This is a genomic window from Anatilimnocola floriformis, assembly GCF_024256385.1.
GTDB classification, from domain to species: domain Bacteria; phylum Planctomycetota; class Planctomycetia; order Pirellulales; family Pirellulaceae; genus Anatilimnocola; species Anatilimnocola floriformis.
In genome coordinates this window covers 2273018-2288570 of sequence record NZ_JAMLFW010000001.1, presented here as the reverse complement: position 1 = coordinate 2288570, position 15553 = coordinate 2273018, and the positions used below count along the sequence as shown (strand labels likewise).

General features: G+C 59.5%; 9 protein-coding genes. 2 read left to right on the top strand and 7 right to left on the bottom strand.

Going from position 1 to position 15553, the window contains the following annotated elements; translation table 11 throughout:
• Window positions 1–34 precede the first annotated feature (34 nt).
• The 3 genes from M9Q49_RS09010 to M9Q49_RS09000 form a co-directional block, all read right to left on the bottom strand.
• Complete coding sequence (locus tag M9Q49_RS09010) at window positions 35–1357, bottom strand: hypothetical protein (RefSeq protein ID WP_254508390.1); 1323 nt, start codon at window positions 1355–1357, stop codon at window positions 35–37.
• A gap of 128 nt (window positions 1358–1485) precedes the next feature.
• Complete coding sequence (locus M9Q49_RS09005) at window positions 1486–4245, bottom strand: serine/threonine-protein kinase (RefSeq protein ID WP_254508389.1); 2760 nt, start codon at window positions 4243–4245, stop codon at window positions 1486–1488.
• 71 nt (window positions 4246–4316) lie between these two features.
• Window positions 4317–4715, bottom strand: coding sequence for a RidA family protein (locus tag M9Q49_RS09000; RefSeq protein WP_254508388.1), 399 nt, complete (start codon window positions 4713–4715; stop codon window positions 4317–4319).
• 76 nt (window positions 4716–4791) lie between these two features.
• On the opposite strand from M9Q49_RS09000, the gene M9Q49_RS08995 reads away from it, so the two are divergent.
• The gene (locus M9Q49_RS08995) at window positions 4792–5160 is read left to right on the top strand and encodes a c-type cytochrome domain-containing protein (RefSeq protein ID WP_254508387.1); all 369 of its coding nucleotides are present in this window, start codon (window positions 4792–4794) and stop codon (window positions 5158–5160) included.
• A 15-nt stretch (window positions 5161–5175) separates the two neighbouring features.
• Here the strand turns inward: M9Q49_RS08995 and M9Q49_RS08990 are convergent, their stop codons facing one another.
• From M9Q49_RS08990 to M9Q49_RS08980, 3 genes are all read right to left on the bottom strand, one after another.
• Window positions 5176–6033 carry a hypothetical protein gene (locus tag M9Q49_RS08990; RefSeq protein ID WP_254508386.1) on the bottom strand — a complete coding sequence of 286 codons (858 nt, stop codon included), beginning with the start codon at window positions 6031–6033 and terminating at the stop codon, window positions 5176–5178.
• Window positions 6034–6192: 159 nt separating this feature from the next.
• A complete protein-coding gene (locus M9Q49_RS08985; RefSeq protein ID WP_254508385.1) occupies window positions 6193–9504 on the bottom strand; it encodes a DUF1549 and DUF1553 domain-containing protein in 3312 nt (1103 codons plus the stop codon).
• Window positions 9505–9615: 111 nt separating this feature from the next.
• Window positions 9616–11019 (bottom strand): WD40 domain-containing protein, encoded by a 1404-nt coding sequence (locus tag M9Q49_RS08980; protein ID WP_254508384.1) that lies wholly within the window; start codon window positions 11017–11019, stop codon window positions 9616–9618.
• A 248-nt stretch (window positions 11020–11267) separates the two neighbouring features.
• Here M9Q49_RS08980 and M9Q49_RS08975 point away from each other — a divergent pair, with 248 nt between their 5' ends.
• The gene (locus M9Q49_RS08975) at window positions 11268–12089 is read left to right on the top strand and encodes a hypothetical protein (protein WP_254508383.1); all 822 of its coding nucleotides are present in this window, start codon (window positions 11268–11270) and stop codon (window positions 12087–12089) included.
• 254 nt (window positions 12090–12343) lie between these two features.
• On the opposite strand, the gene M9Q49_RS08970 is transcribed toward M9Q49_RS08975, so the two are convergent.
• Window positions 12344–15493 (bottom strand): ABC transporter permease, encoded by a 3150-nt coding sequence (locus tag M9Q49_RS08970; RefSeq protein WP_254508382.1) that lies wholly within the window; start codon window positions 15491–15493, stop codon window positions 12344–12346.
• Window positions 15494–15553 lie beyond the last annotated feature (60 nt).

Genomic DNA, 15553 nt, shown 5'->3' with positions numbered 1-15553 from the left:
GAAGGCGTGTCCTTTTGCGGAGCGACAGGCGACTTTAAAACTGCCGGTTGATCTGGACTTGCAGTTCACTGTCGAAGAATCGCTGATCGTCGCGCGAGCCGAGTGGGAAGACGCCGGCGACGCGGACCGACGTGTTGTCCCACAGGCGGGCCTGAACACCCGTCGTGAGGTTGACGATGTCGAAGCGGTTGAAGTTGTTGCGGTAGTCGATCGGCCGACCACCAACGGTGGCAGCAATCGCATCGGTATCTTGCAGCGACGTGGTGTAGTGGAACTCGAGGAGCGCGGCTAAGTTCGTCAGCGTGCCGCCGCCGTCGCGATACAACCACCAGCCCGAACCGAGGTCGAGAAACATGAGGTTCTGCTCAGTGTAAGTGCCGAGGATTCGCGACGGGCCATTCACGCGGCCCGCTTCGACGCGATTGCCGTTGGTTGCCACGTCGACCTGCGCAAAGGCATTGATGAAGTACGGCCGCTCATCACCGGCGAAGAGAAAGCCGGTGTACGGCAGCAGGTGGAGCGAATCGTTGTGAAAGGTGAACCGCGTCGGATTGAGAGGCGTGGTGCTGCGATCGTCGAATTTGAAATCGCTGCCGGTGGGAACGTCGATGCCCATACCGACCACGACGGCAAAGTCTTCGTCTTCCACCAATAGCCGTTTGAGAATGACGGCCAGGTTGCCGACTTGCCCGCCGTCGCCGACGACCGCGGCGCTTTGAAAATCGAACTGCCCTTGAAAGGGCATGCGGACTTCGCATGACCACAATCCGTCGAGGAACATCTTTTCGATACCGATGGTGTAGCGATCGATGGGAACCGACCTCGTTACTCCCGCGGCGGGATTGGCCAGCGGCGTTTCGGTGTATTGCAGGGCGTTTTCAAAATGGCTGTAGGAAAAGATGAGGCGGTCGCTGGGCATGGCCTTGTTGTTCTCGGCGATCTTCACGCGGCGACTGCCGCCCGCTGACGGCACGGTGAACGAGCCAAAGGTCTCGGCCCCCGGCACACCCTGAGCGCGGCCGAAATTCAGATTGCCCCCCGACATGAAGAAGTCGCCGAACATATCGGGCGCGCTGGCGAGGCGATTCATCGCCGGCCGAGCGCTGCTACGAGACGGAGCGGCGGCAGCGCCGCGAGTGGACATTGCCGGCGCTGCGGGCGCGGGCTGCATTGCGGTCGCGGGATACACATTGAAGTCTTCTGGTGCGTCTTCTTCTTCGATGAGGTCCGCCGTTGTCTCGCGCGCTAGCTGCCGAGCAGCGGGAGTGGGTTGCTGAGCAGCTAGGGGCAAGGTCCACGCCGCGACGAGGCTGCAGCCGAGCAGCGAGGCAATGTACGCGATGGGTTTTCCACTCATGGCAACCTCGTGATGAACCGACCTCTGCGCGCAGTGGTAGATGTACCGGTTGTAACGATTATCAGCCCTCAACCTGGGGAGACTTGAGGGTTGAAACGATTTTGCCGACAAACTGTCGTGATGCAGTGCTAGCTGCGAGGCGATTCCGTCGGTGGAGTGGGAGCCGGCGGCGGAGCTTCGTTCATCTCGATGATTTCATTTACTTCCTGCAGTTGCTGCGCGTAGTCCGCTTCTGCTGGAAAGTCCTTGATGAGTTTGCTGAGTTCATCGCGGGCCTTGCGCAAATTCGCGAGTCCCATCTCGCGCTGACCGAACTGAGATTGCTCCGAACCCAGCGCTCGCCAGGCCATGGCCAGATCGCGACGATGCCGCGGCAGTGCAGAAGGCGCACTACCGAGCGGCGCCAAGATCGCGCAGGCTTCGCTGAAAGCCGCGATCGCAGCCGCGCGCTGGCCGTCGTCGCTGTCGAGATAACCCCGATTCAGTTCGAGTCCGGCGAGTTCCACCTGATAGTCGACGACTTCCGGATTCTGTTCGGCCAGCGGTTTCAATCGGGATCGCGCCTTCTCATACCACTGCCGGGCCGCGGCGACATCTTCCATGCTCGCCAGATCGCCGAGCAGGCGATAACAAACCGAGAGCAAACGGCGGTTCTCAAGATCGACCGGGTCGCGCTGCTCGACCAATTCAAACGCCTCAGCCGCGCTAGCGAACTCGGCCTTGGCTTGTACGAGGTCTTGTTCCTGCCGCGCGAGACTCGCCAGGCCGTAGTGCCCCTTGCCTATGTCGCGCTGCAGCTTCCAGTTCTTGGCATCCGATTGAAACGCGGCTTCGCGAATCTGCTGGGCATGCACGAATTGCTCGCGGGCCGTTTTGCGATCGCCCGTGCCGCGAAAGGAGACACCCAGATTCATGTACGTGTTCGCGAGCAGTCGTTGATACTCGCTGTTGCTCGGTTGTAACTCGGCGAGAGTCGTGCGAACTTCCGCCGCCGTGCGAAAAATCTTCTGGGCTTCGGCGTGCTGCTTCTTGGCGGCCAGCGCCGTTCCGAGAGCATTCAGCGTATTGCTGTAAGCTTCTAATCGCGCGGGGTTTTTCGGCGCGGCAGCGACGAGCTTTTCTTGCATCGTGCGCGCGGTCTCGTACAACGGCAGAGCCTGTTCAGTTGACTCGACTGCTTCTGTAATCAACCCGATGCGAAAATGCGTGCTCGCCAGTTCGTCCTGCACCCGCGGATCACCGGCCCGCTGCGTGAGGAACCGCTGGTAATAATTCAGCGCGCGGCCGAGTAACTCCTTCCGCAACGGTTGCAAGCCCGGCTTGTTAAGGAGCGTGTTCTCGCTGACCTGCGTGAACAAATCGTTGACCGCGTCCATCGCCTGACGACGACTTTCCTCGGATTCAGCGAGCGCTGCCGAGGTTTGGATGTAACCCACGGTCGTCGCGCCGAGCGCGATGATCAGGCCGAAAAGCGCCGCAGCCGACGCCGCCGCGATGGCGGGATTTCGTTTGCACCACCGCCAACCACGCGCCACGGGGCTGATCGGTTGCGCGAGAATCGGTTCACCGCGCAGAAACCGGCCGAGTTCATCTGCAAGTTCCTTGGCCGTGGCGTACCGTTTTTCGGGCTCCTTTTGCAGGCACTTGTGGCAGATGGTTTCGAGGTCGCGCGGAATGGTCGGGCTGAGAATCCGCAGCGCGACTGGTTCGTTCTCCAGAACCTGCCGCAGCGTTTCCATCACGCCGGCGCCGCGAAACGGCGGTCGGCCACTGAGCAACTCATACAAAATCGCGCCGAGCGAATAGACATCGCTGCGGATATTCACCAGCTCGATCTTGCCCGCCGCTTGTTCGGGCGGCATATAGCTGGGAGTGCCGACGACGGTGCCAGACATCGTCATTTGCGATTGCCCACCGCCACTGTGCACTTGCTTGGCCAGGCCGAAGTCGGTGATGAGGGGCGAACCACTGGCATCGAGCAACACATTCGACGGTTTCAAATCGCGATGGACGACGCCCTCGACGTGCGCATAGTGCATCGCCGAGGCAATCGCTTCCATGAGCTTGGCCGCATGCCGCGGTTGCAGAGCCTGATCCTTGAGCAGATCGGAGAGACTTTTGCCCTCGATGTAATCCATCGAGAAATAGTGCTGCCCTTCGCACTCGCCGATGTCGTGAATGCCGACAATGTTGGGATGCCGCAGCCGAGCCGCTGCTTCGGCTTCGGCGTAGAATCGCTGCACCTCGAGTTCATCGGCAAACTGTCCCGAGAGGATCATCTTCAGCGCGACGATGCGGTTGAGCTTGCGATGTTTCGCCTTGTAGACGATGCCCATGCCCCCCTTGGCGATGGTATCGACGAGATCGTAATTGCCGAATTGCCGGGCCGGTGCTCGCGCGGCGCCAGCCGTCGGCGGCATCGACATGGCCGGAGACATTGTCGGCGACGCTGGCGGATTGGGGCGATCGCCAGCAGGCCGGGCCAGCGTGGCGTCGGACGATTCGGTCTTGTCAGAACTGCCGCGCGACGGCGGCTTGACCATAGTTTGCGCCGCCAGATCCGTCGTATCTTCCAACTTGCGCGGCCGTTGGGCTCGTTGCTCAACGAGCGTCGCGTCCGAAGCGATCGAGCCTTTGAGCTCGCGCGCAATCAGGCGTTCCAGCCAGGCGAGCAGTTCCGGCTCCGAATCGCCGCGAAACTCGTGAAACTTCTGCTCGATCCGCTCGATCACCGCCAAGATCGCGGCGGCCCGCTCGCTGGCATTGTCATTCGCGGGCTTCGCCAGCAACTGTCCGCGCGATCTGTCCCGCAACGTTTCGAGCGCGGCACGATTGCCGTCGCGCGCCTCGGCGATGAGTTGAACGGTAGAAGCAGTGGGAAGGGACATAGCCCCATATCATACCGCAACCGAGCGACATATGGCCCCGCGGCAATACCGCAAGATATAGCGTGCTATCGCTAGGGAAGCACCGCAATGGCTTCGATTTCGATCAGCCATTCCGGCCCGACCAACGCGCTCACACCCACGAGCGTGCTGGTGGGCGGCGTCTCTTTCGACACATAGCGAGCCCGCACTTCACGAATCAGCGGTACGTGCTCGGGCTTGAGACCAACGACAAACAGGCTGGTCTTCACCACATCGGCAAAGGTCGCGCCGGCGGCTTCGAGCGCGAGTTGCACATTGCGAAAGGCCTGCTCGGTTTGCGCTTTCATGTCGCCCACGCCGACGACCTTTCCTTGTTCATCAACGGCGACCTGACCCGAGATGTAGATCGTTCGCTGGCCGGACGAGACGGCGACGTGCGTCCAGCCGAAGGTGGGGCAAAGCGTTTTCGGATTGAGGTATTCGGTTGGCATAGCTGGTCAATATATCTCGCAAAAATCGCGAATCGTAGCGGTAGCAAACGAGGGTGGCTGGTGTTCTAATTTTCGTATGTCACGCCTATCTTACATCGCCGTTGCCATCGCCATTGCTTGTTCGTTTTCGAGCGTGCGCGCCGATGACGCTGAAAAGATCTTCACCAGCAAAGTGCGGCCGCTGCTTGCCCGTAAATGTTTCGATTGCCACTCGGCGAAGGCGGAGGAAGTGAAGAGCGGCTTGAAGCTCGACACCTTGGCCGACATTCTCAAGGGGGGCTCCACCGGTCCAGCCGTTGTACCCGGCGAACCGGAGAACAGCTTTATCTTGAAGGCGCTACGCTACGAAGAAGCCGACTATCAAATGCCGCCATCAGGCAAGCTCAGCGATGAAGACATCGCGATTGTGGAAGAGTGGATTAAGAAGCTGAAGAGCGAAAAGTAAAGTCCGCGTCGCGGATTACGGTCGTGGCGCCACTGCCCAGCCGAACCGTCGCAACAAGTACAAGTGGCTGTATAGCGCCGCGACAAACCACAGCAAGATTCCACTGAACATCAGCGAGTTAAAAAGGGCTTCATTGAAAAGTTCATCCCAGCCACTGAAGTAGACGAGGATGAGGCAAGCGACCACAAATCCAACCAGCAGGACGACCACGATCCAAAGGAATCTCAAGAGCGGATGGCGGACGTAGTGCAGCAGCACCAGCAACGGCACGCCGCCAAACAAGGAGCAGCAGCTTGCGAGGCAGCAAAAGACTGCAGCCATCAGCCAGAATTCTTCGGGCTTGGTAAAGGTGCTGGTCGGCGCGATGCGAATCGCCGTAAACGCGCCGGCCACGGCAGCGGTCGCGAGCAACAAGTCGGCGATCGACATCGGCTGGTTTGAATGATCGGCAGTGGGAACACTTGATGCGTTCACGGGGCGCAGTGACCAGCCGAACATGCGACAAGCAAAAAACGGGGCCTGTCCCGTGACCATGATGATCGGCAAAAGGCAATAAAATCGGGCCCCGTTCTCCCACCACTCCAGGTCGCCGACTCGCCATTCTTCATACCAGGCTGCGAACGCAAACCCCAGCAGTCCGGCACCGCCGCCCAGGATAACCAGTGGCGTGAGGATGGATATTCGCCGGTACAAAGATTCCGAACTGAGGCTGAAATAAAGATTCCAGAATGTGGCCTGAGACGCAATCACACCCATCCAGCTGGCGAATAATGCGAACCACACGCCGCGCAGCGGATATGAAAAATAGTTCTTGAGTGTCGCAATTGGACCGATTAGAAAATTGACGACGCAGAACGGCAGGGCCAGCCACAAGATAGTCGTGGAGGGCAGGTAACTAGCCACCGGTTCGTCGCTAACCGGTTCGATTAGGACCGAGGGTTTGCCATGGTCGCGCAGAATCTGCTGCCCCAGCGGCGTGAGCGGAGATTCCGCGATGGATTGTGACTCGGCATTCGATTCCATCCGCGGACCTCAGCGGTTGAACAAGAACGCTGGGCTGTTGATCAGGGCCCAAGCCAGATCCTGCACGCCGATCAGCCGGGCGTTTTTGGTCGCATCCTGAGCTTGCGCGACTGCGTTCTTCAAGCGAGCAAGTTCGCCGTCCTGACCGAGCACATGCGACGTGAGCGCGCTGTTCTGCTCCGCCGTTCGCTTGCCTTTGGGAGTAGCAACGATCGCGGCAATCGCGTCGGGCAACTTGCCGCCGCTAATTGGACGCGGTGAGGTCGTCACGCTCAAACGAAACTTGCCCAGCAAATGCTGGCCATCGGTGTATTGCTGCAGCATGGTGAAGGTCAGCACCTTGCCGCTGCCATCGACATTGTTTTTTGTTTCAAAGATCGCGACGTTGTCCTTGCCGAACTGCGGCGAAGTCGCCCAACCGGTCGCGTCGTTGCCATCGATGGCGCCGACCACGGCCCAAGAGGCCTGGCTGAAGTCAGCCGTGGCGTTTTGCAGCGTGACTACTTCGTTTTTGGTCGGATCGTCTTTGGGCGCGATCGCAACTTTGAATTCGTTGAGCACAAAATTACCGTTCATCGCCCGACCGGGACCGCCCGCGGGGAGCGCCGGATCGGCGAGCGCTTCGAGCCGAATGCCGGTGATGCCGGCGACGTCGATGGGCGCGGTGAGCGTGTAAGTATCCTTACCCGCCGTGCCGGTGACGCTGATCGACTTGTCTTCGTTCTTTTTGAACGTGCCACCGACGGCAGACTTCATTTCGGCCATGTCGAGCGCTGTCCAAACGGCTGGCTTGCCCGCCGTTTCTTCCCAAGCGGCAACTTTGGCGGGAAGTGTGGCTTCGTAATCCGCCAAGGCTTTTTGAGCCTTCTCGACTTCGCCCGAAGTGGCCTTCAAGGCTTCGATCGAATACTTGATCTCCGCCGCCGAAGGCTCGCGGGCCAGGAACCGCAGGAAGACTTCGCGAATCAGCTTCTCATCGTCCGGCTGGTTATTCACAAACTCGTTGAGCTGACTGCGCGGATCGGCGAGCGCGTTGGAAACCGTCGGACCGTTGATAAGTTTCAAAATCGGGCCCAGAACCATGCCCGACGAGCGTTCGCACTCGCAGCTGCTCTCGCGAACAGGCTTGCCGAAGTCATCGAGGAATGGATCGGAAATGCCGGCGTCAGGAATTTGCGCCGCGCGAAAGCCGACCGGCACTCCTTGCAGCCGCGGCGTCGAGCCGGTGGCCACGTGAATCGCATCGAAGAGCGTTTCCGCCGTCAGTCGCCGCGGCAAGGCGTGCGAATAGTTGATACCGTCGTCTTCGTTCCACTTATTGGTCTTTACCGACAGTTGATACGTACGCGACTTGCAGATCGTGCGGAGCATGTGCTGCGTATCGAAACCGGACTTCACGAACTCGGTAGTGAGCGCATCGAGCAATTCTGGATTAGTCGGCGGATTGCCAGCGCGGATATCATCGATCGGCTCGATGATGCCGACGCCGAAGAGATAGCCCCACAGACGGTTTGCGTAGCTCTTGGCGAAGTACTGATTCTCTTTCGACGTCATCCACTGCGCGAGTTGAGCGCGACGAGAAGCCGTCGTGGGTGCTACATCGCCATGCACGTAGGGGAACGACGGCGGGCTGATCTCGCCGGTACGATTGTGCTTGATGTCGCCACCCTTGGCATCAAAGATTACTTCCACTAGCGGAGCGGCCCCCTCGACGGCCGAGCCACCGATCTTTTGACCGTTGAAGAGCGGATCTTCCTTGCGGCCAATCTGCGCAAAGTACGCAGCCATGCTGTAATACTGATCCTGCGTCCAACGCTCGAACGGATGGTCGTGGCACTTGTTGCAGTTAAAGCGGACGGCCAGGAAGAGGTGCGTGGTGTTCTCCATCGCGTTCTCGGCGTCGCGGAGCACTTTGAAGTACGCAGCCGGCGGATTCTCCAGATTCGAGCCTTGGGCGGTGAGGACCTCGCGGGCGAATTGATCGTAGGGCTTGTTGGTGGCGATCGCGTTCTTGATCCAGTTGCGGAGGGCGACCGAGCCCTCTTCGCCGAGAAACTTACGATTCACCTGCAGCATGTCGGCCCATTTGTTGGTCCAGTTCTCGACGTATTCGCTGCTGCCGACGAGTTGATCGACGAGAGCGTCGCGTTTCGCACGGCTATCGCGATTGTCATCGAGAAATGCTTTGGCTTGCGCGGAGGTTGGCGGCAGGCCGGTGATATCGATATACAGCCGGCGGATGAACTCGTCATCGCTGCAAAGTTCGCTTGGCAGGACTTTTACCTGCTGCAGCTTTTTGTAGACGAGGTCATCGATGTAGTTGTTCGAACCCGGTTGCTGCCAAGCGAAGCCGCTGCGATCGCCCATGCAAATGATCGTCGTCGCCGCGTAGGCTCCTTCGTAACGAATGAGGACCGGTGATTCGCCGCGGCGGAGCGTGGTGAGCACTCCCTTGGTGTCGGCTTCGAGGCGTTCAATGTCGCCACTCTCGATGAAGGCTTCGCGAGTGACATCGCGGGTCGAACCATCGGCGTACGTCGCGGTGACGGTCACTTGCTGCTTCATTCCCGGCAGCGGCACGATGGGGTTCAGCGGGTAGACATCGATCTTGGTGACCCGAGCGGCCTTTAGATCGAGCTTCACGCCCTGCGTGATCCATTCCCGGAGCAAGCTGTAATAGGGATCATCGACATTCATCCGCACACCGCCGACGTGCGGCGTCGAGCCGGTGGCTTTCAGCAGCATCAGACTCTGATCGGGATTCGCTCGATTGAAGCGCCGAGCCGCGAGATCATCGGTCAGCGCGCGATGATCGTAAATCGCGTCATAACCGCGGAGTGACAACTTGAAACCGTTCTTGCCATCCTTCGCGCCGTGACAAGTTCCCTGGTTGCAACCCGTGCGCGAGAGGATCGGCTGTACGTCGCGCACAAAACTGATCGGCTGCGAAGTTTCAAAACCGCTCGACGTAATCGGCAGTTTCGCCGTCAGTTCGCCGTAGGTGTAAACCAATTCGCCGTTGCCATTCGCCGTCGGCCGCAGTTGGCCGTCGGCAGAGATCGTGGCGATGTCGCCTTGCAGTGTCGCTTTGGCGATACGAGTGAGATCGACGCTCTCGCCGGTTGCTAATTTGCCGGTGACGAGAATCTGTCGGTAATCAAAGCGGTGCTTCAGCTCCGCCGAAGTCGGCCGCAGTTCGATGGCGACGACCTTCAGCCCAGCCGGCAATTCCTCGCCACGGGCGGCCGACATCAGCAGCATCAAAGCAATAGGAAGGGCCGTGAGCCAGCACAACCAGCAGAAGGTTTGTTTGGTATGCATATCCGTTGACCTCAAACAGTAGCGGAATTCGCCAGAATTCCGAAATGCTTCTTCGAGTTGGCTCAATGTTCTCGCAACTGAATTCTGGCGAATTCAGCTACTTTCGTCGTTCTACTTCGCTGCCGTTTGCTTGATCGTCACCGGCAGAAATTTCGTAATCAGGCTGCCATCGGCAGTATTCAGCAGCCGCACTTCTCCGTCGAAACCACCGACCGCTAGCGACTGGCCGTCGGCGCGGAAGTCGACGGTGTACACGCCCCCTTCGGGAACTTCGACTTTCCAGACTTGCTGGAAATTGGTCGTGTCATAAACTCGCACTTCGCCGCGGCCATCTTTACTGCTGCCAGCCGCAATTCGGCTACCGTCCTTGTTGTACGCCACGCCGAAGATACGGCCGGGTTGCGCCGGAAATTCTTTCAGCAGGTTGGCGTTATCGCCGATCTTGCGAGCCTCGGTTCGCACCATCTTGAAAATTTTCGGTTCACCATCGGCGCCGCCGCAGACGAGTTCGTCCTTGGTGGGATGCCTGTCGATGGCGATCAAGCCACCCTTCAGCGCTCCGGGTGTGATGCTGGTGAGATTGTCGACGAACCGTTGCGTGCCAACTTCGACGAGCTTCATCGACATATCGCGGCTGACAGTGATGATGTGATCGCTGTTGACCGAGAAGACCGTGTCGAGCACCCAGTCGTTGTGAGCGCCGTTGAAGAGAACTTGCTCGCCAGTCGCGGGATCGATGCCGCGCATCGTGTTATCGGGACAGCCAAAGCCGACGACCTTGCCGTTTGGCGACCAACTCACTCCGTAGATTGTGTCATAGCCGATGATCTTTGAGAGCTTCAGCTCGCGCTTGGCGATGTCCCAGATTTGTACTTCGCCGAACCGGCCCGGCGAACCGCCGCAGGCAGCGAGCTGCGTGCCATCGGGCGAAAAGGCGATGGCTTCGATCCGTTCCGACTCGCCGATGAGCCGCGCGATGAGTCCACTGCCATCGGGTTTGTGCAGCAGCACTTCGTGATAACCGGCCACTGCGAGCACATCGCCCGAGGGAGAAAACTTGACGGCCTTCAGTACGGGCGGGGCGAGATACTCCGGCGGATGTTCGGCATCGTAGCGCTGAGCGTTCGAGGCCGGCGTGTCGTTCTTGGCTCCTTGTTCGATCCACTTCTTGATTAGCGTCAGCTCGGCATCGGTTACCGGCGTGCCGTCCTTCGGCATCTCGGCTTTGCCGTCCTTGGGCGTGATCTGCGCGATCAACTCGCTTTCGGCTGGTTTGCCGGCCACAACGGCTGCGGTGCCGCTCTCGCCTCCCTTCAACAGCGTGGCAAAGTCGGTCATCACGTAGTCGCCGCCGCGCTTCGCCGGTTGATGGCAACCGGTACAGTTCTTGGCTCGAAAGATCGGCAGGACTTGCTTGAAGTAGCTGATCTCGCCACTCGCCGCGGGCTCTGCGGCGGCAGCATCGCCGATCGCCAGTAGAGGAAGCGCGAGCGCAACCAACAGATTCCGAACCATGCCAGGTCTCGCTGGGGGAGGGAAGGGACAATGCAGGCGGGCCGGCTCTGCCCAGAGCAGAAACACCGGTGAGGGAATCAATCCATTTACTATATCTGTCGCGAAAAAACGCCGCAAACCTTTTTCCGGAGCGGGCTTGTTGTTTTCGCCAACCGGACATTCCCGAAAACTTCCCAGCACGGTGACCAAATGCAAACGGTCAGCAGTAGACTAATTGATGCACTTCAGAACAACGGAAAGGGAACCTGATGCGTTTGCAAATCCTCATGGCGGCCGTTCTTTCGCTTGCTTCGCTGGGATACGCCGCCGAGCCGGCCACGAAGCAGATCAGCTTCCTGGCCTGGAATCTCGAATCCGGCGGTAGCGATCCCGTCGTCATCGCCGAGCAACTGACCAAACTTCGTGGCTATGACGTGTATGCCTTCTCGGAAGTCGATCCGGCGGCGATGGGCAAGTACAAGTTGGCGTGTGGCGAGGACTACGAGGCAGTGGATGGAGCGAGCGGCAAAGACGACCGGCTGCAGATCGTCTTTAACAGCAAACGGTTTGAACTCATCCGCAAGGCGGAGATGAACCGATTCGAGGACCATGTTCTCAACAGCGGGAACCTTCGTTCGCCGTTGATGGCTCATTTACGAGAACGCGAAACGAAGAAGGATTTTCTGGTCGTCGCCAATCACCTAGCCCGCGGGAACGAGAAGGCTCGTAACGAACAGGCGATTGGGCTCCGCGAATGGGCACGGGCTCAATCGCTCCCCTGCATCACCCTCGGCGACTTCAACATGGACTACGACTTTCGCACCGCGAAAGGCAACCAGTCTTTCGTGGAGATCTTGCGAGACAACATCTGGTCGTGGGCCAAGCCGGTCGAACTGATCGACACCAATTGGGACGACCGCGACGGCGATGGCAAGGACAACTATCCCGATTCGATGCTCGATTTTGCGTTTGTCGCGGGACCGGCCAAGGATTGGAAGCCGGTTTGCAAGGTGATCGTGCGCGACAAGGATTTCCCCGACGACAAAACGACCAGCGATCACCGGCCGATTGAGCTGCGCTTGTCGCCGTGAGCTGACGGCGGATACTCGGCACCGGCCTTTTGCCTGCGATGAGGCCGCCCCCCCTTTCATACCCCCAGAATATTGCAGGTGATGAGAGGAGTCGTTTCTTTCGCAAGTCATTTACTAGAAAGACTTAGAGTCAAGAAACGACCGCAATATCGCAGCCCAAATATCACACTTTATTGCCACTAATTCGGGTGGTCGATAGTCACTCATAGAGGACCGATCGAACATGCAATCGGTCTATTCGTCCGGGCACCGAGCTAGATCGCGGTGCGGCCTTGTTGCAGCAGCGTAAGCGGCTCTTTGAACGCTGTGCGGATGGCAGGCCAGATCGAGGCGATCAGGCAGAGGCTCAGCGTGATCGCAAAGCCGTAGAGAATCGGAATCCAGGGAATGATGAGCGTCGTCACCTGGCCGCCGCGGACGTTCACGTAACGCGTCACTCCCACGCCGCAGTAACCAGCCATCGCGCCGAAGGCGAGGCTGAGGAGGCAGGCGACGATGCCGATGAGCAGCGCTTCTGCCAGGATCAGGCGGAAGAGTTGGAATCGGGTGACGCCGACCGAACGCATGATGCCCATGTCCCACTTACGAGCGCGAATTGACGCGAGCACGGTATTGATTACACCGAGCGAAGTGACGTAAAGGGTGATCAGTGGCAAGCGACTGAGAATCCGGAAGATGCCGACCGCGCGATCGCTCATCGCCGCTCGCACGCTGGCGACCGTGCGGAATTGCACGTTCGCGCCGCCACCACCTCGGCCAAATCCGCGCGGTGATGGGCTGGGTGTTGTGGCAGCGGCGGCACCAGCTGCTCCGGCACCCGCGGCTTCTGTGCCTGCCGCGGCAACCTCAGCCCCTTCGGCAGCAGGAGCACGTCCGCCACCAAAACCGCCGCGACCTCGACCGCCACCACCGCGGCCGGTTGGCTTATAGAACTTAGTAGCAATCGCTTGCAGCGACTCTTTCACTTCGTCTTCGGTCTTCGTGCCATCGAGGTTAAACCAGAAGAAGGAAACCTGCTTGATATCGAAATCCTTGCGGACAGTATCGATTGGCGCAAACATCAGCCCCGCCGAGCGGCCACCGCCGTTGTTGCGCAGGCCACCTTTGCTCATCCAGTGCCAGCCGTTCATGTTCACAACGCCAGCGATTTCGTATTCGACGCTCTTGTCGGGTTCGGCGGGGAGACGCACGGCGAACTTTTCGCCGATCTTCAGATTGGTTTCTCGCGCGAAGTGGTCGGGCACCACGCAATACCGGCCGCCGGTCTTGAACTTCTTGACGACGTCTTCGCGCTTGCCGTCGACATAGCGGAAATCAAACATCGGCTTCTCGCCGCCGAAGGCCAACTCACCATCGACCCCCATCATCACGCAGTTGTCCTGCCGCGACGAAGTGGCGACCCCCTTCTTGGAGTTGGTGATGTCATCGACAAATTTTACCTGCTGATTGGCAATCGGAACGACCTGCCCCTTCTTGATCCCTGGCACATCGCCGATCGAAGCGATCTCAGCATCGGGCACGCCCGAGGGAGTGAGACCGGCTACCATGTCCGGCCACCATTTGCCGGGCATGTAAGGATTGAGCATCGAGTAGCCCCAGACCTGCATCGAAACATACAAGCCGAGCCCCAGCGTGAGGGCGACGGAAGTTCCCAGCGTGCGCCAGAAGTTGCTCGAGAGTTGCTGCGAGAGGAGTTGCGGATTCAAGCCGAGTACCAGTGCCAACACGGGTCCGAGAATTCGCTCGGTCGCGATGATGGCCAGCGGCGCGAGCAGGATGAATCCAATCCCCATTGCGGTGCAGCCAAACAGAGCCGAGATCAAGTAGCGCGAGGTATCGGGCATCGGCACATAGAAGACGAGGATCGGGTTGATGGCGATCAAGCCGAAGCCGCAGAGCGTCGCCAGCCAAGGGAAGCGGAACGCGGGAACACGGTTCGCCGGCGCGAGGGCATCGAGCGGTCGAACGCGGGTTGCCTTCCAAGCGGGAAGAATCGACGCGGCCAAGGAACCGCCGACCGCGCACAGGCCAGAGAGAATCACGCACCACCAACCCAGCGACGCAGCGCCGGAGATTTGAGTACGCGGATCGGGCGGCAAGTACTTGATGTAGGTCGACCAGAGGTAGCTCAAAAACGCACTCGATTGAGTATCCATCGTCAACTGCAGCAACCCCCAACCGGCAAGCAAGCCGCCGGCCCAACCGACCAGACCGAGCGCGAGCCCTTCGAGCATGATGAGCAGCGCGATTTGCGACTTCGTGCAGGTCACCGCGCGGAGCACGGCGAACTGACGAATGCGTTCGTCGACGCCCATGCTGAGCGTCGTAAAAATGATGAAGAGCGAAGCCAGCAGCGAGATGCCGGTGGCCGACCAGGCTTGAGCTCGGACGTTTTCCGAGGTGCTGCTTTGATCGAGTTCTGACTCGACATTGGCCAGCGTTTGCAACTCGGCGCTGGTTTTGTCGGCGGCGAACTTATCGGTCCAAGCCTGCTGAAACGCCGCAGCGTTCGCACTCGGCTTGAGGACCACGCCGGCGTACGCGGCTGCGGCCTTGTTACCGCTGATTTTTTCCGCCAGAGCAACCGGCACGTAGAGCGCCGCGCTGGCCGGACCTCGTTGCAACGGCTGGCTGTTCATCGTGCGCGACGGCAGACCGATGATGATGCCGGCCTGCGGAGCGGCTTGTCGTTGTTCGACGATGCCGACGATCTTAAGGGTCATCTGCTCGCCGCGGCCAAAGGTGCTGCCGACCTCCACCTCGTCGCCGACCTTCAACTTCAGAGCATCGGCCGACAACGACGTGATGACCGCTTGCAGCGATTCCTTGTCTTTCGAATTCAGCCATTTTCCTTCCGTCATTTCGTACGGCGGTTCGATAGCATCGGTGCCCACGAGCATCGGTGTGCGATTGGCTCGGCCGCGCATCATGGTGTTCATCGCGGCCTGACTTTGCCCTGGCGGCGTGGCGCCCTTCGCATCGCCGGCTTTCCCCTTTTCATCCGTCTTCTTTTCCTCGGCCTTGGGTGGCGTTGGCGGCGGTTCGGGTGGAGCGTTGAGATTGGTGACGCTGGCCCGCGTTTGAAAGACGGCATCGACGGCGGCGACGCTCGGATCTTTTCGCAGGGCCGCGACAACGTCTTCGCTCAACGTCAACGTGGCGCCGAAAGGAGTGCTCGGTGCATCTTCGTTCGGCACAGGAATGACAATCAGCGAATAGCGGCCGAGGTACTTGTCGGCGAAGTCGTCGAACTTTTCGACCAGCGAGTCGTAGCTGCTGACCACCCACACCACGATGGCAGCGGCGGCAACGGTCGACAGGAGCGTGAGAAATGTGCGGCCGATGTGCTGGCGGGCGTAAGCACTGAGGAGTTTAAAAACGATGCCGATATCGTTCACGGTCATGTTCAGATTCCAAGGCAGGCGGTGGATCGCTTGGGCGGGTAGAGCAACAAACCAGCGGGC

Coding starts and splice junctions, on each gene's coding strand:
- M9Q49_RS08980 (WP_254508384.1), bottom strand. CDS start 11,019: ATGGTTCGGAATCTGTTGGTTGCGCTCGCGCTTCCTCTACTGGCGATC.
- M9Q49_RS08970 (WP_254508382.1), bottom strand. CDS start 15,493: ATGACCGTGAACGATATCGGCATCGTTTTTAAACTCCTCAGTGCTTAC.
- M9Q49_RS08975 (WP_254508383.1), top strand. CDS start 11,268: ATGCGTTTGCAAATCCTCATGGCGGCCGTTCTTTCGCTTGCTTCGCTG.
- M9Q49_RS09000 (WP_254508388.1), bottom strand. CDS start 4,715: ATGCCAACCGAATACCTCAATCCGAAAACGCTTTGCCCCACCTTCGGC.
- M9Q49_RS09010 (WP_254508390.1), bottom strand. CDS start 1,357: ATGAGTGGAAAACCCATCGCGTACATTGCCTCGCTGCTCGGCTGCAGC.
- M9Q49_RS08995 (WP_254508387.1), top strand. CDS start 4,792: ATGTCACGCCTATCTTACATCGCCGTTGCCATCGCCATTGCTTGTTCG.
- M9Q49_RS08985 (WP_254508385.1), bottom strand. CDS start 9,504: ATGCATACCAAACAAACCTTCTGCTGGTTGTGCTGGCTCACGGCCCTT.
- M9Q49_RS09005 (WP_254508389.1), bottom strand. CDS start 4,245: ATGTCCCTTCCCACTGCTTCTACCGTTCAACTCATCGCCGAGGCGCGC.